The organism is Micromonospora sp. NPDC005254 (assembly GCF_042872525.1).
Taxonomy (GTDB): domain Bacteria; phylum Actinomycetota; class Actinomycetes; order Mycobacteriales; family Micromonosporaceae; genus Micromonospora.
In genome coordinates this window covers 913,381-934,402 of the sequence record NZ_JBIAKM010000001.1, presented here as the reverse complement: position 1 = coordinate 934,402, position 21,022 = coordinate 913,381, and the positions used below count along the sequence as shown (strand labels likewise).

At 72.3% G+C, this 21,022-nt stretch carries 15 protein-coding genes and 1 tRNA gene; 4 read left to right on the top strand and 12 right to left on the bottom strand.

All coding sequences use genetic code 11. The annotated features are described in order from the left end of the window. Positions 1 to 220: 220 nt before the first annotated feature. The 8 genes from thrB to argS form a co-directional block, all read right to left on the bottom strand. Entirely contained in the window at positions 221 to 1,165 is a 945-nt protein-coding gene (gene thrB, locus ACFYPR_RS04510; protein ID WP_355137964.1) for a homoserine kinase, read from the bottom strand. A 136-nt stretch (positions 1,166 to 1,301) separates the two neighbouring features. Next, on the bottom strand, positions 1,302 to 2,546 hold the full coding sequence (locus ACFYPR_RS04505) for an MFS transporter (RefSeq protein ID WP_354859303.1): 1,245 nt from the start codon (positions 2,544 to 2,546) through the stop codon (positions 1,302 to 1,304). An 11-nt stretch (positions 2,547 to 2,557) separates the two neighbouring features. Beyond that, positions 2,558 to 3,373 (bottom strand): polysaccharide deacetylase family protein, encoded by an 816-nt coding sequence (locus ACFYPR_RS04500; protein WP_354859301.1) that lies wholly within the window; start codon positions 3,371 to 3,373, stop codon positions 2,558 to 2,560. 159 nt (positions 3,374 to 3,532) lie between these two features. After that, positions 3,533 to 6,823, bottom strand: coding sequence for an efflux RND transporter permease subunit (locus ACFYPR_RS04495; protein ID WP_387258577.1), 3,291 nt, complete (start codon positions 6,821 to 6,823; stop codon positions 3,533 to 3,535). 118 nt (positions 6,824 to 6,941) lie between these two features. Further along, positions 6,942 to 7,991, bottom strand: a complete 1,050-nt coding sequence (gene thrC, locus ACFYPR_RS04490; RefSeq protein WP_387258576.1) for a threonine synthase — start codon at positions 7,989 to 7,991, stop codon at positions 6,942 to 6,944. Between the two features lie 135 nt (positions 7,992 to 8,126). Beyond that, complete coding sequence (locus ACFYPR_RS04485) at positions 8,127 to 9,437, bottom strand: homoserine dehydrogenase (RefSeq protein ID WP_354859309.1); 1,311 nt, start codon at positions 9,435 to 9,437, stop codon at positions 8,127 to 8,129. A gap of 8 nt (positions 9,438 to 9,445) precedes the next feature. After that, positions 9,446 to 10,831: a diaminopimelate decarboxylase gene (gene lysA / locus ACFYPR_RS04480; RefSeq protein WP_355137972.1), complete on the bottom strand. Its 1,386-nt coding sequence runs from the start codon at positions 10,829 to 10,831 to the stop codon at positions 9,446 to 9,448. A gap of 1 nt (position 10,832) precedes the next feature. After that, positions 10,833 to 12,500 (bottom strand): arginine--tRNA ligase, encoded by a 1,668-nt coding sequence (argS, locus tag ACFYPR_RS04475; protein ID WP_387258573.1) that lies wholly within the window; start codon positions 12,498 to 12,500, stop codon positions 10,833 to 10,835. A 97-nt stretch (positions 12,501 to 12,597) separates the two neighbouring features. Between argS and ACFYPR_RS04470 the strand changes: the two genes are divergently transcribed. The 4 genes from ACFYPR_RS04470 (at position 12,598) to ACFYPR_RS04455 (ending at position 15,308) form a co-directional block, all read left to right on the top strand. After that, complete coding sequence (locus ACFYPR_RS04470; RefSeq protein WP_387258572.1) at positions 12,598 to 13,398, top strand: DUF3105 domain-containing protein; 801 nt, start codon at positions 12,598 to 12,600, stop codon at positions 13,396 to 13,398. Between the two features lie 8 nt (positions 13,399 to 13,406). Beyond that, positions 13,407 to 14,075, top strand: a complete 669-nt coding sequence (locus ACFYPR_RS04465) for a DUF305 domain-containing protein (RefSeq protein WP_387258570.1) — start codon at positions 13,407 to 13,409, stop codon at positions 14,073 to 14,075. Positions 14,076 to 14,451: 376 nt separating this feature from the next. Further along, positions 14,452 to 15,144, top strand: a complete 693-nt coding sequence (locus ACFYPR_RS04460) for a winged helix-turn-helix domain-containing protein (protein WP_266245768.1) — start codon at positions 14,452 to 14,454, stop codon at positions 15,142 to 15,144. Between the two features lie 92 nt (positions 15,145 to 15,236). Continuing rightward, positions 15,237 to 15,308, top strand: a tRNA-Arg gene (locus ACFYPR_RS04455). Positions 15,309 to 15,539: 231 nt separating this feature from the next. On the opposite strand, the gene ACFYPR_RS04450 is transcribed toward ACFYPR_RS04455, so the two are convergent. The 4 genes from ACFYPR_RS04450 to ACFYPR_RS04435 form a co-directional block, all read right to left on the bottom strand. Then, the gene (locus ACFYPR_RS04450) at positions 15,540 to 17,921 is read right to left on the bottom strand and encodes an ATP-binding cassette domain-containing protein (RefSeq protein WP_387258568.1); all 2,382 of its coding nucleotides are present in this window, start codon (positions 17,919 to 17,921) and stop codon (positions 15,540 to 15,542) included. A gap of 80 nt (positions 17,922 to 18,001) precedes the next feature. After that, the gene (locus ACFYPR_RS04445; protein WP_234585913.1) at positions 18,002 to 18,451 is read right to left on the bottom strand and encodes a helix-turn-helix transcriptional regulator; all 450 of its coding nucleotides are present in this window, start codon (positions 18,449 to 18,451) and stop codon (positions 18,002 to 18,004) included. Positions 18,452 to 18,545: 94 nt separating this feature from the next. Beyond that, a complete protein-coding gene (locus tag ACFYPR_RS04440) occupies positions 18,546 to 19,505 on the bottom strand; it encodes a DNA polymerase domain-containing protein (RefSeq protein ID WP_387258566.1) in 960 nt (319 codons plus the stop codon). Then, the gene (locus ACFYPR_RS04435; protein WP_387258565.1) at positions 19,502 to 21,019 is read right to left on the bottom strand and encodes an MFS transporter; all 1,518 of its coding nucleotides are present in this window, start codon (positions 21,017 to 21,019) and stop codon (positions 19,502 to 19,504) included. Before ACFYPR_RS04435 ends, ACFYPR_RS04440 begins: the two co-directional genes overlap by 4 nt. Between the last annotated feature and the right edge of the window lie 3 nt (positions 21,020 to 21,022).

Here is a 21,022-nt window from a genome sequence, read left to right as displayed (position 1 = left end):
CCTCGCAAGGACGCGTCGCGGGAGTCTGTGACACAGCAGCCGGTGGTTTCCCGACCCACCAAACGTCGGTGAGCAGGTCTCGCCGTCTGCGGCGACCTGTGGAAACTGCGGTGCGGCGTGGGCCTTGGCAGGGGTGACGGGCTGACCGCCGAGAGCTTCGGGGGTGCGCCGCCCCGCAGGAGATCGCGTGCTTCGCGGCTGTGCTAGGTCTAGAGCGTAATCAACTCTTCCGACCTGCGGCAACAGGGTCCCGCTCGGCGTGTCCAAGTCTACCCCGGGCGACCCGGGCGCCGCTGACGTCTATCGGTAACTGCCAGATCTGCCAGTCTGTTCCCGCGTCGAGGCTCGGCGGAGGCGCGCTGAGCGCCAGCACGCTCGGCCCGGCCCCACTGACCACAGCCGCCACACCCGCCGCTCGCAACTCGCTGACCAGGGCCGATGTGCCCGGCATCCCGGCTGCCCGGTAATCCTGGTGGAGGCGGTCGACGGTGGCCGGCAGCAACAGCGCCGGGTCGGTGGTGAGCGCGTGCACCAGCAGCGCCGCCCGCCCCGCGGTCAACGCGGCGTCGGCGTGGGGCACGGTGGCCGGCAGCGCCGCCCGCGCGGTAGCGGTCAGGCCGCGCTCGGCCGGCACGAAAACCGTGGGTCGTACGCCGGCCGCGACCGGCAGGGACACCGCGCGAGCGCCGCCCGGCTCGGACCAGGCCACCGTGAAACCGCCGAGCAGACACGGAGCGACGTTGTCCGGATGGCCCTCGATGTCGGCGGCCAGCCGGAGCACGCCGGGCTCGTCCAGCCGGTGCTCGCCGTCGGCGACCAGGGCACGGGCCAGCAGCACCCCGGCGACGATGGCGGCCGACGACGAGCCCAGGCCGCGCGCCTGCGGGATCCGATTGACGCACTCGACGCTCAGGCCGGCGGGCTGCGCGCCGAGAACGTCGAAGGTGGCACGCATGGCCCGCACCACCAGGTGCCGGTCGTCGTCCGGCAGCTCACCGGCGCCCTGGCCGGTGACCGTCACCCGGACCCCGGCGGCCGCGACCTCGGCGGCCAGGTCGTCGTAGAGCCCGAGGGCGAGCCCCAGCGCGTCGAAGCCCGGACCGAGGTTGGCACTGGTCGCGGGGACCCGGACCCGGACCGGCCCGGCGGTGAAGTTCGTCGGCACGCGCTCATGCTAGGGCGTGTGTCAAAGTCCTCGGTCGAGCCGAGGCGGAGTCCAGGCGGCGGTCCCGCAAGGCGGAGATTGGCTCGGATACCGGTGTCGTATCCGGGCCGATCTCCAACGCGGCCGGCCGCGGGTCTCAGCCGGCCGGGTCGCCGACCGGCTCGGCGACCGGGTTTGTCAGCGACAGCCGGCGGGTGGCGATCCGCCAGCCGACCGCGTACACGAGGGTGACCAGTCCGCAGCCGGCCAGCACCACCCGTTCGTCCACCACGTCCACCACCAGGGCCACCGCCAGTTGGCTCACCGAGATGGCCAGCGTCGCGAGCATCATGTCGGTGGCGAAGACACGCCCGCGCAGCCGGTCCGGCACCTCGCCCTGAAGGGCGAAGTTCGACATCACCCAGTTGCTGCCGCCCGCGAAGTGCGCCACGAAGACCAGCAGCAGCACCAGCGGGAACCAGCGCACCACCGACGTACCCAGGTAGGCCAGGCCGTAGAGCGACATGGACAGCGCGAGCCCGGGCAGCAGCCAGGACCGGTTGGTCAACACCCGCCGCATCAGGATCGGGCCGACCAGGGCGCCGGCTCCGCGGACCGCGAAGAGCAGGCCGGCGCCCAGCGAACCGACCCCGTAGACGCCGGCGAGCAGCGGAAACACGGTCAGCACGCCGTTGCCCAGGCCGACCGCCGACTTGACCGTGACCAGCGCCAGCACCCGCGGCCGGTGCCCGATGTAGCCGAGCGCCTCGCGGACCGCCGACCAGGTCCGCTGCGCCGGCAGCTCCGGGTCGCGGGCCGCCTGCAACGGCCGGCGGATCCGGGTGGCGAGGCCCGCGGCCAGCGCCAGGCCGACCGCCGCCACCCAGAAGCAGGCGTACGGGCCGGCAGCCGAGCTGAGCACACCGCCCAGCGAGGCGCCCACCACAGTCATGGTGCCCCAGGCCGAGCCGGCCACGGCGTTACCGGCGGCCAGCTCGTGCGGCTCCAGCACGTTGGGGAGCGCGGCCTGGGCGGCCGGCGAGTAGAACGCCTTGGCGACCGCGACGGCACCGATCGCCACCAGCGCCAACCACGCCGTACCGCGGTCGCGCACGCCGAGGAGCAGCAGCACGCCGGCCAGCGCGGCCACGTTCGCGGTGATCATGATCTTCCGCCGGTCGAAGCGGTCGGCGATCGTGCCGGTGTACGGCAGCAGCAGCGCCACGATGCCGGTGTCCACCGCCAGCACCAGGGCACCCCAGACCCCGCTGCCGGTCAGCTGCGGCAGCAGCACCAGCAGCGGCACCATGACGAACCAGTCAGCACCGAAGACCACCAGCTCGGCGAGGAAGAGATTGCGAAAGCTCCGATTGCCGGTAAGGACCGCGAGGGTGGACGCCACGGAGCGGGACCCTACCCGGTCGGTGCGGGGGCTACACCGGGTCCCAGCAGCGCCGAGACGGTGACGAAGGTGTAGCCACGCGCCCGCAGCCCGGCGATCATGTCGGGGAGGCCGTGCAGCGCGACCAGACGTCTCCGGTCACCGACGTCGTGCCCGAGCACGATGGTCCCCGGCCGGACGGTGGCCACGATCCGCCGGGCGTGGCCGGCCGGGTCGTCGGGAAACTCCCGCTCCACCATCTGCAACGACCAGAGCACCAGCCGGTAGTTCAACCGGGATGCCGCGTGCAGCACCGCACCACCCAGGTGGCCGTACGGCGGGCGGACCAGCCTCGGCGGCCTGCCGGTCACCTCGGCGATCGCGTCGTGGCTGCGGTGCAGGTCGTCGTACGCCGCGGCGGCGTCCAGCCGGGCGAGGTCCCGGTGCGCCCAGCTGTGGTTGCCCACCTCGTGCTCGCCGAGCCTGTCGCGTACGAGGTCGGCGTGTTTCCTGGCCTGGGCGCCGACCAGGAAGAACGTCGCGGGCACCCGGTGCTGGGCGAGGGTGTCCAGCACCATGGGCGTCCACTGTGGCGCCGGCCCGTCGTCGAAGGTGAGCGCGACCAGCCGCTGCGTGGTCGGCCCCGACCAGATGACCGGCACCGCGCCGGAGCCGACGTTCTGCGGCCCGTTGCCGACCGTGGCGCTGGCCGGGCCGCCGGCGAGCGGCAGCCGCCGATGGGTGAGCCAGGCGTCGGTGGCGCCCGCCCCGGCGGCCGCCCCGGTCACCACCAGAGCCCCCCGGCGCAGCAGATCGCGCCGGGACCACCCGTGCGCGCTCTCGGTCATCCACCCGCCCCGCTCGCCGACACCTCGCCATGTCTACCTGGAGTATGCAAGATGTAACGCAAAGTGCAGCACCCGTCGGCCGATCGGAGTGTCCGCGGCGGCGCAGCAGAACGCCCCCGGCAGGCGAGCCTGCCGGGGGCGTTCCGGGTTGTCGTCCGACTACTCGGTCGGCTCGGACGGGGGCAGCGGCGAGGTGCGGCTGCGGGGCAGCCGCAGCACCTCGAACTGGTCCGTGCCGTCCACCAGCGCGCCCGATGGGGCGGGGCGTGCCGCCGCCGGCTGCGTGCCGTCGGCCGGCGTCGACACCGGTGCGCCCGTCGGCACGGCCACCTGGTTCGGGCCGTCCGGCTCGACGCCCTCCGACCCGGTCGGCCCGGTCACCGCCGGGTCACCGGATCGCCGCCGACGACGACGCTCCGGCAGCGACTCCTTGGTGCGCTCCACCATCGTGTAGAGCGTCGGCACCAGGATCAGCGTCAACAGCGTCGAGCTGAGCAGGCCACCGATCACCACGACCGCCAGGGGCTGCGAGATGAAGCCGCCCTCGCCGGTCAACCCGAGGGCCATCGGCAGCAACGCGAAGATCGTCGCGACCGCGGTCATCAGGATCGGGCGCAGCCGACGCCGGCCACCCTCGACCACCGCCTCCCGGATCCCCATGCCCTGCGCCCGGTACTGGTTGATCAGATCGAGCAGCACGATCGCGTTGGTCACCACGATGCCGACGAGCATCAGCACACCGATCAGCGCCGGCACTCCCAGCGGCGTCCCGGTGGCCAGCAGCAGACCGATCGCGCCGGTCGACGCGAACGGGATGGAGATCAGCAGGATCAACGCCTGGGTGAGGCTCCGGAACGTGGCCACCATGATCAGGAACACGATCGCGATGGCGGCCAGCACCGCCAGGCCCAGGTCGCCGAAGGCATCCGCCTGATCGGCGCTGACCCCACCGATGGTGAAGCTCGCCCCCGGCACGTCGATGCCGTCGAGCCGCTTCTGCAACTCCTTGGTGGTCGCACCCAGGTTCGAACCGGTCGCGGCGCCGGTCACCGAGACGCTGCGCTCACCGTCGATCCGCGTGACCTGCTGCGGCCCCTCGGCCTGGGTGACGTCCGCGATGTCGTCCAGCTTCACCGGCCCGACCGGAAGCGCCCGCAACTGCTCCAGCGACACCGGGGCGGCCGCGCTCAGCCGCAGCACCACGTCCTGCTGGCGGCCGTCGAGCGCCACCTGCCCCAGCGGAGCGCCACGGAACGCCTGCGACACGAGCTGACCCACGGCGGCCTCGGTGAGGCCGACCCGGCCGGCGGCGACCCGGTCGACGGTCACGTCGACCCTCGGCACCCGCTCGGCGAGGCTCGTGGTGACGTCCTCGACGTCCGGGACACCGGCCATCGCCGTCCGGGCCGCCTCGGCGGCGCGGGTCAGCACCTCCGGGTCACTGGCCTGGACGACCACCTCCAGCTGGCTGGTCGACGCGTCCTGGCCACCGCCGAAGCTGACCTCACCCAGGCTGGTGCCGATCTTGTCAAACTCCCGGCGCAGCTCCTCACGGACCTGCTTGGCGTCGGTGTCGCCGTCGAGAGCCAACGACCAGCTCGCAACGTTGTTGCCCCCGCCGCCCGCCCACGGGTTGTCGCCGCCACCGGCGGTCACCTGGTAAGTCTCGACCCCGCCGACCCTCCCGAGGACCGCCTCGACCTGCTTCGCCGCCGCGTCGGTGGCGGCCAGGCCACTGCCGGCCGGCAGCTCCTGCCGGAAGCTGAGCGTGTCCTGACCGGAGTCGTCCAGGAAGTTCGTCTCCAGCTTCTGCGCCAACCCGAAGGTGCCGAAGAGCACCAGCAGGCCGAGCCCGACGGTGATCCAGCGGGTCGACCGCTTGCGGGTGGCGAACCCGATCACCGGCAGGTACGCCCGCTGCAACGGGCTGCGCAGCTCCTTCTCCTCGGCGTCGCGGCGCACCGCGTCGTCGTCGACGGTGCCGCCGCGCGGCTTGAGGAACCAGTACGCCAGCACCGGGATCACCGTCAGCGAGACGAGCAGCGAGGCGAGCAGCGCCACCGTCACCGTGATCGCGAACGGCGCGAAGAGCTGCCCGACGAACCCGCCGACCAGCGCGATCGGCGCGAACACCGCCACCGTCGTGAGCGTGGACGCGGTCACCGCGCCAGCCACCTCGCGGACGCCGGTGATGATCGCCTGGCGCTTCTCCTCGCCGTACTCCAGGTGTCGTTTGATGTTCTCCAACACCACGATCGAGTCGTCCACCACCCGGCCGACCGCGATGGTCAACGCGCCGAGGGTGAGCAGGTTGAGCGAGTAGTCGCCGATCCACAGGGCGAGCAGCGCCACCAGCACGGAGAGCGGGATGGAGACCGCGGTGACCACTGTCGAACGCACCGACAGCAGGAAGACCAGGATGACGATGACCGCCATCAGCAGGCCCAGCAGGCCCTCGGTGGTCAACGACTTGATCGACTTCTCCACGAACGGCGCCTGGTCGAAGACCACCGTCAGCTCCGCGCCGGACGCGTCCTTCAGCTCGGCCAGCCGGTCCTGGATCTCGTGGGAGATCTCCACCGCGTTGCCGTCCGGCGCCGCGGTGACGGCGATGCCGAGGCTGTCCTTGCCGTTGGTCCGGGTGATCGCGGTCGCCGGGGCGAGCTGCTGCTCGACCGTCGCCACGTCACCGAGACGAACCGGTGCCGCGCCGGGCGCGATGATGATGCCGCGCAGGTCGTCCAAAGTCGCGACCGGCGTCCCGACCTGCACCGGAAGGGCCAGGCCGCCGTCGGTCACCGCACCGGCCGGCACCGACACGCCGTTGGTCTTCAACGCCGCGCCGATCGCGGTCGGCTGGACCTTCGCCGCCGCCAGCTTCGCCGGATCCGGGGTGACCACCACGACGTCGTCGCGGGTCCCGGTCACCTCGACCGTGCGGACTCCCTCGATGCCCTCCAGCTCCGGCACCACCGTCGCGCGCAGCTTCTCGGCGAGCGCCCGCTCGTCGGCGCCGCCGGCCGCGGCCAGCACCACCGCCGGCAGGTCGTCGGTGCTCCCCGCGATGACCTGCGGGTCGACGCTCTCCGGCAGCTGGGCGTCGATCCGGCTCAGCGCGGTCTGCATCTTGTTGACCACGTCGTCCAGGTCGGTGCCGAACTCGTACTGCACCTGGATCGTGGCCGACCCCTCGCGGGACGTGGAGGTGACCTTGTCCAGCCCGGGGAGGCCCTGCAGGGCGTTCTCGATCGGCTCGGTCACCTGCGACTCGACGATCTCGGGACCGGCACCGGGGTAGGGCGCCACGATGAACGCGGCCGGGAACTCGAGCGACGGCAGCAGTTGCTGCTTCAGCGACGGCACGGCGAACGCTCCGAACGCCGTAATCACCACCGCGATGAGGGCGACCAGCCCTCGGTTGGCGAGGCTGAATCTGGCGAGCAGCGACATCGGCCTGGCTCACTCCTGAAAGAGAATGCGGGCGGGGATAGGTGAAAGTGTGCCGGACTCGATCACCTGGACCCCCGCCGCCCCCAGGGGCGGCCCACCGCCGTGGGCTGTGCCGCTCTCAGGCCAGGTCGAGGGCGCGGGCCGCGGCCAGCGGATCGTTGCCGATGGTCACCGGGGCGGGCGCGGTGGAGATCGCCCACTCCGGGTCCTTCAACCCGTGACCGGTCACCGTGCAGACCACCGTCGAGCCGGCCGGAACCACGCCCGCCGCGGCCTGCTGGAGCAGGCCTGCCACGCTGGCCGCGCTGCCGAGCTCGACGAAGACCCCCACCTCGCGGGCGAGCAGCCGGTACGCGGAGAGGATCTCCCGGTCGGTCACCGCCGCGATCAGGCCACCGGAGGCGTCCCGGGCGTCGAGCGCCTTGGTCCAGCTCGCCGGGTTGCCGATCCGGATGGCGGTGGCGATTGTCGACGGCTCCGGCACCACCTGGCCGGTCACGATCGGCGCCGCACCGGACGCCTGGAAGCCGTACATCTTCGGCGCCCGCGTGGTGGCGCCGGCGGCGTGCTCCTCCGAATATCCCATCCAGTACGCGGAGATGTTGCCGGCGTTACCGACGGGCAGGCAATGGATGTCGGGGGCGTCGCCGAGTGCCTCGACGATCTCGAAGGCGGCGGTCTTCTGGCCGTGCAGCCGGTCGATGTTGACCGAGTTGACAAGCGCGACCGGGTGATCCTGGGCCAGCTTGGCGGCGAGCGCGAGGCAGTCGTCGAAGTTGCCGCTGACCTGGAGCAGCTTCGCCCCGTGCACCAGCGCCTGGGCCAGCTTGCCCAGCGCGATCTTGCCCTGCGGGACCAGCACCGCGCAGGTCAGCCCGGCCCGTGCCGCGTACGCCGCGGCGGAGGCGCTGGTGTTGCCGGTGGACGCGCAGATGATCGCCTTGTTGCCGGCCTCGACCGCCTTGGAGACCGCGAGGGTCATCCCCCGGTCCTTGAAGGAGCCGGTCGGGTTGGCGCCCTCCACCTTCAGGTAGACGTCGCAGCCGAGCCGGGCCGAGAGCACGGGCGCCGGCAGCAGCGGGGTGTTCCCCTCGTGCAACGTGACGACCGGCGTGGCCGCGGTGACCGGCAGCCGATCCCGGTACGCCTCGATCAGACCCCGCCACATGTCGCTCTCCTCGCCTCTACCCCTGCACCGACCCGAGCATCAGGCCACCCTGGACCACCCTGCCGCAGCCATCGATGGCACACCCCGGGTTACCCACCTGGCGGGACGGGCGAGCCGCCCCGGTGGCTCAACGACTCAGGCGCCGCCCTCGACCCGCAGCACACTCGTCACCGACCGGACGATGTCCAGGCCGCGCAGCTCGGCCACTGTCGCGGCGAGCGCGGCGTCCGGCGCCACGTGGGTGACGATGACCAGCTCGGCGTCGCCGTCCCGGCCGGGCGCCCCGCCCGCCGAGCCCTGTCGTACGGTCGCGATCGACACGTCGTGCCGGGCGAAGACGCCCGCCACCGAGGCCAGCACACCCGGGCGGTCGGCCACGTCCAGGCTCACGTGGTAGCGGGTCAGCGCCTCGCCCATCGGCCGCACCGCCAGGGCCGCGTACGCGCTCTCGCTGGCCGCGCGCACCCCGGCGAGCCGGTTGCGGGACACCGCCACCACGTCGCCGAGCACGGCGCTGGCGGTCGGCGCGCCACCCGCGCCCCGGCCGTAGAACATCAGTTGCCCGGCCGCGTCCGCCTCGACGAAGACCGCGTTGAACGCGTCGCCGACGCTGGCCAGCGGGTGACTGCGCGGAATCATCGCCGGGTGGACGCGGACACTGACCGTCTCCTGACCGGCCGCGTCGACGCCCCGCGCCGCGATGCAGAGCAGCTTGATCGTGCAGCCCATCGCCTGGGCGCTGGCCATGTCCGCGGCGGTCACGTCGGTGATGCCCTCGCGGTGCACGTCGGCGGCGCCGACCCGGGTGTGGAACGCCAGCGAGGCGAGGATGGCCGCCTTCGCCGCCGCGTCGAAGCCCTCGACGTCGGCGGTCGGGTCGGCCTCCGCGTACCCCAGGGCGGTGGCCTGCTCCAGGGCCTCCGCGAACCCGGCGCCGGTCGCGTCCATCGCGGAGAGGATGAAGTTGGTGGTGCCGTTGACGATGCCGGTGACCCGGTTGATCCGATCACCGTGCAGCGACTCGCGCAGCGGGCGCAGCAGCGGAATCGCGCCGGCGACCGACGCCTCGTAGTAGAGGTCGCCACCGCCCTCGGCCGCCGCCTCGTGCAGGGCCACCCCGTCCTCGGCGAGCAGCGCCTTGTTGGCGGTGACCACGCTCTTGCCGGCACGCAGCGCCTCGACCAGCCAGCCCCGGGCCGGCTCGATGCCGCCGACCACCTCGATCACCACGTCGACGTCGTCCCGTTTGATCAGGCCGAGCGCGTCGGTGGTGAACAGGGCCTCGTCGACCGGCAGGTCACCGCGGTCGCGGCCGAGCCGGCGGACGGCGATACCGGCGATCTCCAGTGGAGCGCCGATGCGGGCGGCCAGGTCGGCCGACTGCTCGTGCAGCAGCCGGACCACCTCCTGGCCGACCGTGCCGCAGCCGAGCAGTGCCAAGCGCACAGGTGACGTCATCCCACATCCAATGCCAGCAGATCGTCTTCGGTCTCCCGCCGGACGATCAGACGCGCCTGGCCGTCACGCACCGCCACGACCGGCGGTCGGGGTACGTGGTTGTAGTTGCTGGCCATGCTCCGGCAGTAGGCGCCGGTGCCGGGCACTGCGACAAGATCTCCGGGCTGCACGTCGGCGGGCAGGAATTCATCCTTCACCACGATGTCCCCGGACTCACAGTGCTTTCCCACCACGCGGGCGAGCAACGGCTGGGCGCTCGACGCCCGGGAGGCCAGCGTCGCCGAGTAGGACGCGTCGTAGAGCGCGGTGCGGATGTTGTCGCTCATCCCGCCGTCGACGCTGACGTACGTGCGGATGCCGTCGAGGTCCTTGACCGTGCCGACCTCGTAGAGGGTGAACACGGCGGGCCCGACGATGGCCCGTCCCGGCTCGATCGACAGGTGCGGCACGGCCAGGTTCTCCGCCGCGCACTCCGAGTCGACGATCTTGCGCAGCCGCTTGGCCAGGTCCTGTGGGGTGGCCGGGTCGTCCTGGGTCGTGTACGCGATGCCGAACCCACCGCCCAGGTCCAGCTCGGGCAGCTCCACCCCGCGCGCGTCACGGATCTGCGCCTGCAGGGCGAGCACCCGGCGGGCCGAGACCTCGAAGCCGCTGGCGTCGAAGATCTGCGAGCCGATGTGCGAGTGCAGACCGCGCAGCTCCAGCACGTCCTCGTCGAGGATCTTGAAGGCGGCGTTGGCGGCGGCGCCGCCGGCCAGCGAGAAGCCGAACTTCTGGTCTTCGTGGGCGGTGGCGATGAACTCGTGGGTGTGCGCCTCGACGCCGACCGTGACCCGGACCAGCACCCGGGGCCGCACCCCACGCTCGCGGGCCAGTTCGGTCAGCCGGTCGATCTCGGTGAACGAGTCGACGATGATCCGCCCCACCCCGGCGTCCAGCGCCCGGGACAGCTCGGCCGCCGACTTGTTGTTGCCGTGGAAGCCGATCCGCTCCGGCGGCATCCCCGCCGAGAGCGCGGTGGCCAGCTCACCGCCCGTGCAGACGTCGAGGTGCAGCCCCTCCTCGGCGATCATCCGGACCACCGCGCGGCAGAGGAACGCCTTGCCCGCGTAGAAGACGTCCTCGGTCGGGAAGGCCGCCCGGAAGTCGCGGCAGCGCGAGCGCAGGTCGGCCTCGTCGAGGACGTACACCGGGGTGCCGAACTCGGCCGCGATGTCGCGGACGCTCAGGCCCGCGACGGCGACCGCGCCGTCCGCGCCACGCGTCACGCTGCGCGGCCACAGCGCCGGCACGAGGGCGTTGACGTCGGCCGGGGTACGCAGCCAGGCCGGCCCCTGCTTGCTGATGTCCGCGTGCAGCGCACCAGCCTCATGAGCCCTCATGTCACATCCTCTCGGGTGCGGAGACGCCGAGCAGGTGCAGGCCGTTGGCGATCACGGTGCGGGTGGCGTTGTTGAGCCAGAGCCGGGCGCGGTGCAGGTCGGTGACCTCCTCGTCGCCCATCGGCAGCACCCGGCAGTTGTCGTAGAACCGGTGGAAGGACGCCGCGACGCTCTCCTCCAGGTAGCGGGCCACCCGGTGCGGCTCGCGCAGCTCCGCCGCGGTGGCCACCACCGCCGGGAACTCGGCGAGCGCCTTGAGTAGCTCGTTCTCCTTCTCGTGGTCGAGCAGCTCGGGGCGGAACGCGTCGGCGTCACCCGGAACCAGCCCCACCTCGGCGGCGTTGCGGGCCACGCCCGCCGTCCGGGCGGCGACGTACTGCACGTAGTAGACCGGGTTGTCGCGGCTCGCCCGGGTCCACAGCTCGATGTCGATGTCGATGGGCGAGTCGCTGGAGTAGCGGGCCAGCGCGTACCGGGAGGCGTCCACGCCGATGGCGTCGACCAGGTCCTCCAGGGTGATCACGGTGCCGGCCCGCTTGCTCATCCGCATCGGGGCGCCGTCGCGCAGCAGGTTGACCAGCTGGCCGATGAGGATCTCCAGGTTGCGCTCCGGGTCGTCGCCGAAGCACGCCGCCATCGCCTTCATCCGGCCGATGTAGCCGTGGTGGTCGGCGCCCAACATGATCACGACCCGCTCGAAGCCGCGCTCCCGCTTGTCCAGGTAGTAGGCGCAGTCCGCGGCGAAGTACGTCCACTCGCCGTTGGACTTGCGCAGCACCCGGTCCTTGTCGTCACCGAAGTCGGTGGTGCGCAGCCAGGTCGCGCCCTCGGACTCGTAGACCCGGCCCTGCTCGCGCAGCCGGGCCAGCGCGAGGTCCAGCTCGCCCCGGTCGTGCAGGTCCTTCTCGTTGAAGTAGGTGTCGAACTCCACCCCGAAGTCGCGCAGTGACGAGCGGATCTCGTCGAACATCAGCGCGACGCCCTCGACCCGGAACACCTCCTGGGCGGCGGCGTCGTCCAGGCCGAGCACCTCGGGCCGGCGGGCCTGCACCTCGGCGGCGATCTCGGCGATGTACGCGCCGCCGTAGCCGTCCTCCGGCGCGGGCTCGCCCTTGGCGGCGGCGAGCAGCGAGCGGGCGAACCTGTCGATCTGCGAACCGGCGTCGTTGAAGTAGTACTCCGTGCCGACGTCGGCGCCGGTGGCCCGCAGCAGCCGGCTCAGCGCGTCACCGACGGCCGCCCAGCGGACCCCGCCGATGTGCACCGGGCCGGTCGGGTTCGCCGAGACGAACTCCAAGTTGATCTTCTCGCCGGCGAGCCGGTCGCTGCGGCCGTACTCCGCGCCGGCCTCGACGATCACCCGGGCGAGCTGGCCGGCGGCGGCGGCGTCCAGCCGGATGTTCAGGAAGCCCGGCCCGGCGATTTCCACCGATTTGACACCCGGTGCCCGGCCCAGCTCGTCGGCCAGGGCGGTGGCCAGCTCGCGCGGCGGGACGCCCACCTTCTTGCTCAACTGCAGAGCGAGCGTGGAGGCGTAGTCGCCGTGCTCGGGGTTGCGCGGTCGCTCCACCACCGTGCGCTCCGGCAGCGCGGCGTGATCCAGACCACGGTCGGTGAAGACGGCGTGGGCGGCGGTGAGGACGACCGAGGCTAGTTCTGCAGGAGTCACCCAACCATGTTATCGGGGGTAGACTCGGGCACTCGGCGGCAACCCTGCGCGTCATCCGGCCCGCCACTCCCCTGACCGACCGACCTGACGAGGCACGATGAGCATCAGCACCCCGGGCGGCCCTGAGCGCCGCCCGACCGTGGTCAGCACCGGCAAGAAGCCGGCCGCGGGCCGGCCGGCGTCCGGCGCCAAGGCCGGTTCCGGCAAGCCGGCGGGCTCCCCCCGGGCGGGTGGCAAGGGCCCCCGCAAGCCCGTCAGCCCGGTCAAGGTGAGTCAGGGCCGGGCCTGGGGCCCGATCGCGCTCTTCGTCGCCGTCGGCGTCCTCGCGGCCGGCATCATCGGCTACGGCGCCTGGGCGTCGTTCCAGGGCTCCAAGCCGTGGGACAAGAAGGCCAACGCCATCGACGGCATCGTCAACATCCGCAAGACCGACAAGACGAGCCTCGACTACGAGTCCCACAAGTCGGGCCCGCTGACCTACAAGTACTCGCCGCCGGTGGGCGGGGTGCACAACGCGGCCTGGCAGAACTGCATGGGTGACGTCTACGACGCCCCGATCGCCAACGAGCACGCGGTGCACAGCCTGGAGCACGGCGCGGTGTGGATCACCTACCGCCCGGACCTGCCGAAGGACCAGGTCGACAAGCTCGCCGGCAAGGTGCGTGGCGTCGAGAAGATGCTGATGAGCCCGTACGAGGGTCTGGACAAGCCGATCTCGCTCCAGGCGTGGGGCTACCAGCTCAAGGTCGACAACGCCGACGACAAGCGGATCGACGAGTTCATCAAGGACCTGCGGGTGAACGCCTCCGTCGAGGGCCCGACCGCGCTGTGCAACCAGGGCGTGACCGCCACCGGCACTACCCCGCGTGACCTTCAGCAGCAGCCGCCCACCCAGTAAGGACGTCGATGACAGCCCCCGCCACCACCGACAACGAGTACGACGAGGTTGAGGCCGTCCCGGACGAGGACGGCCGGGCCCCGGCGCGGCGCTACGGAGTGCTCGCGCTGGCTGCCCTGCTGGTGGTGGGGCTGCTGCTCGGGTGCGCCGGAGGTCTGCTCACCCCCCGGCTCACCCGGCCCGGTGACGCCTCGGTCGAGGCGGGCTTCGCGCGGGACATGACCACCCACCACGCCCAGGCCGTGGAGATGAGTCTGATCGCGTACCGCTCGGCGACGCTGCCCGAGGTCCGCCAGATCGCCGTCGACATCGCCACCGGCCAGCAGGGCGAGATCGGCGCCATGCAGACCTGGCTGCGCGAGTGGCAGCTGAGCCCGACCGGGTCGCAGCCGCCGATGTCGTGGATGTCCGACGGGGCCGCGGTCAAGGACGGGCTGATGCCGGGCATGGCCACCCCGCAGCAGATGGCCTCGTTGCGCGACGCCAAGGGCATCGAGGTGGACCGGCAGTTCCTGGCCCTGATGTACAACCACCACCTCGGCGGGATCCACATGATCGACGCGGCGCTCGCGGAGACCGACAACGCCGAGGTGGTACGCGTGGCCCAGACCATGAAGGCCACCCAGCAGTCCGAGCTGAACAACCTCCGGCAGCTCCAGGCGCAGGCCAAGGGCTGACCCTCCGCACGGGCACACCGGGCCCGCGTCACCGCCACTCATCGGCGGGACGCGGGCCCGCGTCATGTCCGGCACCGGACCGCCCCGTCCTGGGCACGGCGGGCACCCGCCTCTCGACCCGCATGATCCACACCAGGTCGGCGAGGTGGCGGTATCCAGGCGTTCGGACACCGCCACATCGGCGACCTGGCGTCGGACGCGACGAGTCGAAGGCGACCGGCGCCGCGCCCGCCGGCCGTACCCGCAGCTCCCGCACCCCTGTCGACCCACACTCGCCCCTTGTGGGCGTTTTGCGTCAGACAGGCGATTACGTTGCTTAGAGAGTTTTCTCCGCACATATCGTGACCAGTTGTGATTCGTGCTCGTTGCCCAAGACGTGGGGGTTGCACTCAGAGACGCACGGCGCTCGGTCACCAGTTGGTGCCGACGCCACACCATCGGCGGTGACGGGGCGGTGGCAGCCGTCCGTCGCGGACAGCGGCAGGGCGAGCCGGGAACGCTCAGCCGCGAACAGGAACTCGAACTGATCGACACACTCCGGGGCGTCCACCCCGACGAGTTCGGCCTCGACGAGGAGCTGTGGACGCGGCAGAGCCTCACCACGCTCATCCAGCGCCGGTTCGACCTCCCGCTGGACGCGGGAGCGGTCGGGGCGTACCTGCGGGCCTGGGGGTTGGGTCCGCGGGAACCGCGCGAGCGGGCCTGCGGGCTCTGCGTCAGCGCGGTCGAGCGCTGGGTACGCAGCGAGTACCCGGCGATCACCCGGACGGCCCAGGAGCATCTGGCCGAGGTCTACTGGATCGGCCGGGTGCGGCTGCGGGGCACGATGCCGGCGGCCGACGTGATCTCCGCCGTGTCGTCCCGGGGCCGGGTGCGCTTCATGATCACCACACCGACGGTCGACCCGCCGCTCCCCCGCGACTTCGTGCTGCGGCTCAGCGGCGAGGAGCAGCGCACGGTGCACCTGATCGTGGACGGGTCCTGGCCGCGCAACGAGTGGCCGCGCCGGCTGCCCCGACGGATCGTCCTGCACCCGCTGCCCAGTTGCGGGCGGGCGATCGCGGCCTGAGCACCGGGTGGGCCGGTCACCGACACGACCGGCTCACCCGATACCGATTCGGCGTACGCCCAGGAGGTTTGCTAGTCTTCTCCAGTCGCTGAGCCCCCGTAGCTCAGGGGATAGAGCACCGCCCTCCGGAGGCGGGGGCGCAGGTTCGAATCCTGCCGGGGGCACAAGCTTTCGCGCTCCATGTCCGCTGAGAAGCGCGGACCTGGGGCGCTTGTCATTTCTGCTCCGGGGCCGAGCCCCGGACCCCACGCCCCGGCGCCGGCTCGCGTCGAACCCCCACCGGCGACGCGCGGTGGATCAAGAACGGCGCCTGCGGGGTTCTCGCCGCCACGGCGGCCCGCCGCCGCCCAACCGACGGCCGGGTAGACAATCGGGCGACGGCGGACGGCACATGATCAGGTGCCGACGTACGCCGCCAGGTGCTCGCCGGTGAGGGTGGAGCGGGCAGCGACGAGATCGGCCGGGGTGCCCTCGAAGACGATCCGGCCGCCGTCGTGGCCGGCGCCCGGGCCGAGGTCGATGATCCAGTCGGCGTGCGCCATGACCGCCTGGTGATGCTCGACGACGATCACCGACTTGCCGGAGTCGACCAGTCGGTCCAGCAGGCCGAGCAGTTGCTCGACGTCGGCGAGGTGCAGGCCGGTGGTCGGCTCGTCCAGGACGTACACGCCGCCTTTCTCGGCCATGCGGGTGGCCAGCTTGAGCCGCTGCCGCTCGCCGCCGGACAGGGTGGTCAGCGGCTGGCCGAGGCTGAGGTAGCCGAGCCCGACGTCGACGAGCCGGTTGAGGATGGCGTGCGCGGCGGGCGTACGCGCCTCACCCGCGGAGAAGAACGCCTCGGCCTCGCGCACCGACATGGCGAGCACCTCGCTGATGTCACGGCCGCCGAACCGGTACTCCAGGACCGACGCCTGGAACCGCCTCCCCTCGCACTCCTCGCAGGTGGCGGCGACACCGGCCATCATCCCCAGGTCGGTGTAGATGACGCCGGCGCCGTTGCAGCCGGGGCAGGCGCCCTCGGAGTTGGCGCTGAACAGGGCCGGCTTCACACCGTTGGCCTTCGCGAACGCCTTGCGGATCGGGTCGAGCAGGCCCGTGTACGTCGCCGGGTTGCTCCGGCGGGAACCGCGGATCGCGCTCTGGTCGACCGACACCACCCCGTCGCGGTCGGACACCGAGCCGTGGATCAGCGAACTTTTTCCCGAACCGGCCACACCGGTCACCACCACGAGCACGCCGAGCGGGATGTCGACGTCGACGTCGCGCAGGTTGTGGGTGTTCGCGCCCCGCACCTCCAGCACACCCGACGGCGTCCGTACGGATGTCTTCAGGCGGGCCCGGTCGTCCAGGTGCCGGCCGGTCAGCGTGTCGCTGGCGCGCAGCCCGTCGACGGTGCCCTCGAACACCACCTCGCCTCCGGCGGTGCCGGCGCCCGGCCCGAGATCGACGACGTGGTCGGCGATGGCGATCGCCTCCGGCTTGTGCTCCACCACCAGGACGGTGTTGCCCTTGTCCCGCAGGCGCAGCAGCAGGCCGTTCATCCGCGCGATGTCGTGCGGGTGCAGCCCGATCGTCGGCTCGTCGAAGACGTACGTGACGTCGGTGAGCGACGACCCGAGGTGGCGGATCATCTTGGTGCGCTGCGCCTCGCCACCGGAGAGCGTGCCCGAGGGCCGGTCGAGCGACAGGTAGCCCAACCCGATCTCCTCGAACGAGTCGAGGAGATGTTGCAGCCCGGTGAGCAGCGGCGCCACCGACGGCTCCCTGATGCCCCGGACCCAGGCCGCCAGGTCGCTGATCTGCATCGCGCAGACGTCGGCGATGTTCTTCCCCTCGATCTTCGACGACCGGGCCTCCGCGCTGAGCCGGGTGCCGCCGCAGTCGGGGCAGGTCGTGAACGTCACCGCACGGTCGACGAAGGCGCGGATGTGCGGTTGCAGCGTGTCGATGTCCTTGGCGAGGAACGACTTCTGGATCTGCGGGATGAGGCCGACGTACGTCAGGTTGATGCCGTCGACCTTGATCTTGGTCGGCTCCCGGTGGAGCAGGTCCTGCAGCTCCTTCTTAGTGTATTTGCGGATCGGCTTGTCCGGGTCGAAGTAGCCGCAGCCGCGGAAGATCCGGCCGTACCAGCCCTCCATGCTGTAGCCGGGGATCGTGATCGCGCCCTCGTTGAGCGACCTGCTGTCGTCGTACAGTGCCGACAGGTCGAAGTCGGTGACCGCGCCCATGCCCTCGCAGCGCGGACACATGCCGCCGAGACGGTTGAAGGTCGCCTTCTCGGTCTTCGTCCGGCCCGCGCCGCGCTCCACCGTGATCGCGCCGGTCGCCCGCACCGAGGGGACGTTGAAGGAGAACGCGTTCGGCGAGCCGATGTGCGGCTGCCCGAGCCGGCTGAAGAGGATGCGCAGCATCGCGTTGGCGTCGGTGGCGGTGCCGACCGTGGAGCGGGCGTTCGCGCCCATCCGCTCCTGGTCGACGATGATCGCGGTGGTCAGCCCGTCCAGCACGTCGACCTCGGGCCGGGTCAGCGTCGGCATGAAGCCCTGCACGAAGGCGCTGTAGGTCTCGTTGATCATCCGCTGCGACTCGGCCGCGATGGTGCCGAACACCAGCGAGCTCTTACCGGAGCCGGAGACCCCGGTGAACACCGTCAGTCGGCGCTTCGGAAGCTCGACCGTGACGTCCTTGAGGTTGTTCACGCGCGCGCCCTGCACCCGGATCAGGTCGTGCCGGTCGGCGACGTGCGCCGCGGGCGGGTCCGTGGCCTTGCTCATGGTGTCTCCGTCTTCTCGGGCGGGCGGGGCCCCGGGGTCACGGCCGACGCGGCTCGCCACGCCGACCCGACCCGTGGCAGTCACGCTAGGGGTGGCGGCGTGACCTGCGCTTCTCGATTCCTGACCGGTCTGGTCACCTGCTTGGCCGTGCACGACGGCAGCCCGGCCGTCGCGAGCGCCGCCTCCCGCCGGTAGGTGCTCGGCGGCACACCGACCAGCTCGGTGAAGCGGGTGCTGAAGGTGCCGAGCGACGAGCAGCCGACCGCGAAACAGACATCGGTGACGCTCAGGTCGCCGCGGCGCAGCAGCGCCATGGCGCGCTCCACGCGCCGGGTCATGAGATAGCTGTACGGAGATTCGCCGTAGGCGAGCCGGAACTCCCGACTGAGGTGCCCGGCCGACATGTGGACGCCCCGGGCGAGCGCCTCGACGTCCAACGGCTGCGCGTACTCCCGGTCGATGCGGTCACGGACGCGGCGTAGCCGCGCGAGATCGCTCAGGCGCTGGCTCTCGGCGGATCGGCTGGTCACCTGGAAAATCGTGCCACAGACCCCCGACGACAGGGACCGTCGAGGACCGCGCGCCTCCGATGATCGTGCTCGATCAAGGAAACAGCGCGTACCGTCAGCCGGTCTCGCGGCGGGCGCGGGCCCGGCGCTTGCCCTCGTGCATGGCCTGCACCCGGGCCACCGGGATGGTCCGGCCCTCCGCGACGAGGTCGGCGGGGAGCGACTGCGGCGCCGGCATCAGCGCGACCCACGGGTCGGTCCCGGCGACCAGTGGCGGCACCGTCCGGATGGTGAAGTCCGCCGGGGTCACCTCGGTCAGGTCGGACCAGTCGACCGGGAAGGAGACCGGCATCCCGGGCCGCAGTCGCGGGCTGTACGCGGCCACGACCGTCGCCCCGCCGGCTCGGGTGGCGTCCACGAAGACCTTCCCGCCCCGGTCTTCCTTGATGTACGCCGTCGTGGCCAGCGCCGGGTCCAGCCGCTCGGCGCGGACGGCGAGCGCCCGGGTGGCGGCGGCCGACTCCTCGGCGGTGGGGTCACCCGCCACCGGGACGAAGACGTGCACGCCCTTGGCGCCGCTGGTCTTGACGGCCCCGGCGAGGCCGGCGTCGGCGAGCGCCTGGCGGACCAGCAGGGCAGCGGCCACGGCCGCGCGGAACCCGTCGCCCTCGGGCGGGTCCAGGTCGAGCACCAGGTGCGTCGGTCGGTGCAGGTCGGCCGCCGTGGCCAGCGTCGGGTGGTACTCGACGGCCCGCTGGTTGGCGAACCAGAGCAGGGTGCGCCGGTCGTCGCAGAGGGCGTACGAGATCTCCCGGTGCGACGCCTCGGCCCAGACCGGCACCCGGCGGACCCACTCCGGGGTGTAGCGGGGCAGGTTCTTCTGCATGAACGGCGGCTGGCCGGGGCGGACCCGGATCACCGACAGCGGACGGTCCCGCAACTGCCCGATGATCGGCTCCCGGACCGCGTCGAGGTAGTCGACCAGGTCGCGTTTGGTCGCGTCGTCCCGGTCGGACAGCGGCTGGTCCAGGTTGGTCAGGGCCACGCCGTCGCGGGTCTCGTCAGCCTCACTCACCCGATCACCCTCCCGGCCCCGGCGTCGTCGGTCAACCGGACGCGGCGCTTGGACACCGAACGATTCCGCTGCCCGCCGTCGTCGACCGGCGCACCGACGTCGGGCCGCTGGCCGGCCGGGCGGCGGGGCGGCGTGCCCAGCGCCACCAGGAACGCGGCGAGCACCAGAGCGGCGGCCACGGCGTACGCGACCCGGTAGCCACCGGCCAGCGCCACCGCCTCGGCCCGACCGGCGGCCCGGAGGCCGTCGCTGCGGGCCGCGGCCAGGGTCGCCAGCGCGGCCAGGCCGACCGCCCCGCCGACCTGCTGGGTGGTGTTGGCCAACCCGGACGCCAGCCCGGCGTCGGCGTCGGTCGCGCCGAACATGGCCAGCGTGGTGACGGCCGGCAGGGTCAGACCGCCGGCCACTCCGAAGACCACCAGCGCGGGGAGTACGTCGGCGGGGTAGCGGCCGTCGGCGGGCAACCGGGCGAGCAGCAGGAAGCCGACGGTCGCGAGGCTCAACCCGACCAGCAGCACGCTCCGGGCGCCCCACCGGCCGATCAGCCGACCGGCCAGGCCGAGCGACACCACCGCGATCACCACCGGGGTGGGCAGGAAGGCCCAGCCGGTGGCCGCCGCGTCCAGCCCGAGCACGAGTTGCAGCTCGACGGCGAGCAGGAACTGGAAGCCGAAGTACGCGGCGACCATGAGGAACTGCACCGCGTTGGCCGCGACCAGGCCCGGCACGCGCAGCACCCGCGCCGGCAGCAGCGGAGTCGCCGCCACCCGTTGGCGTACGGCGAAGCCGCCGAGCAGCAGCGCCGCGAGCACCGCCGCACCGAGGGTCCGCGGGCTGGTCCAGCCGTGCTCACCGGTCCCCACGATGCCCAGCACGGCGGCCATCAGGCCGGCGGTGGCCAGCAGGGCGCCGGGCACGTCGAGGCCGGCCCGCAGGCCGATGCCCCGTTCGGCGGGGAGTTGGCGGACGGCGGCGAGCAGGATCGCCGCCCCGATCGGCAGGTTCACCAGGAAGATCGAACGCCAACCGGCCAGCTCGGTGAGCACCCCGCCGGCGACCGTGCCGATCGTGGCGCCGGCCGCCCCGGTGAAGCTGAAGACGGCGATGGCGCGGGCCCGCTCGACCGACTCGGGATAGAGCCGGACGATCATCCCGAGGCTGACCGCCATGGCGAGCGCGCCGCCGACGCCCTGGCCGAACCGCGCGCCGACGAGCAGGGCCGGTCCGGTGGCCGTCGCGCAGGCCAGCGAGGCCAGGGTGAACAGCACGACGCCGGCCAGGAAGACCCGACGCCGGCCGAGCAGGTCGCCGAGGCGGCCGGCGAGCAGCAGCAGCCCGCCGAACGCCACCAGGTAGGCGTTGACCACCCAGGCCAGTCCGGCGGCGGTGAAGCCCAGGTCGCGTTGCACGGAGGGCAGGGCCACCGACACGACACTGCCGTCCAGGATGATCATCAGGCTGCCGGCGCAGAGCACGAGCAGGGCCGGCCAGCGGGCCGGGACGGTACGGTCCATCGG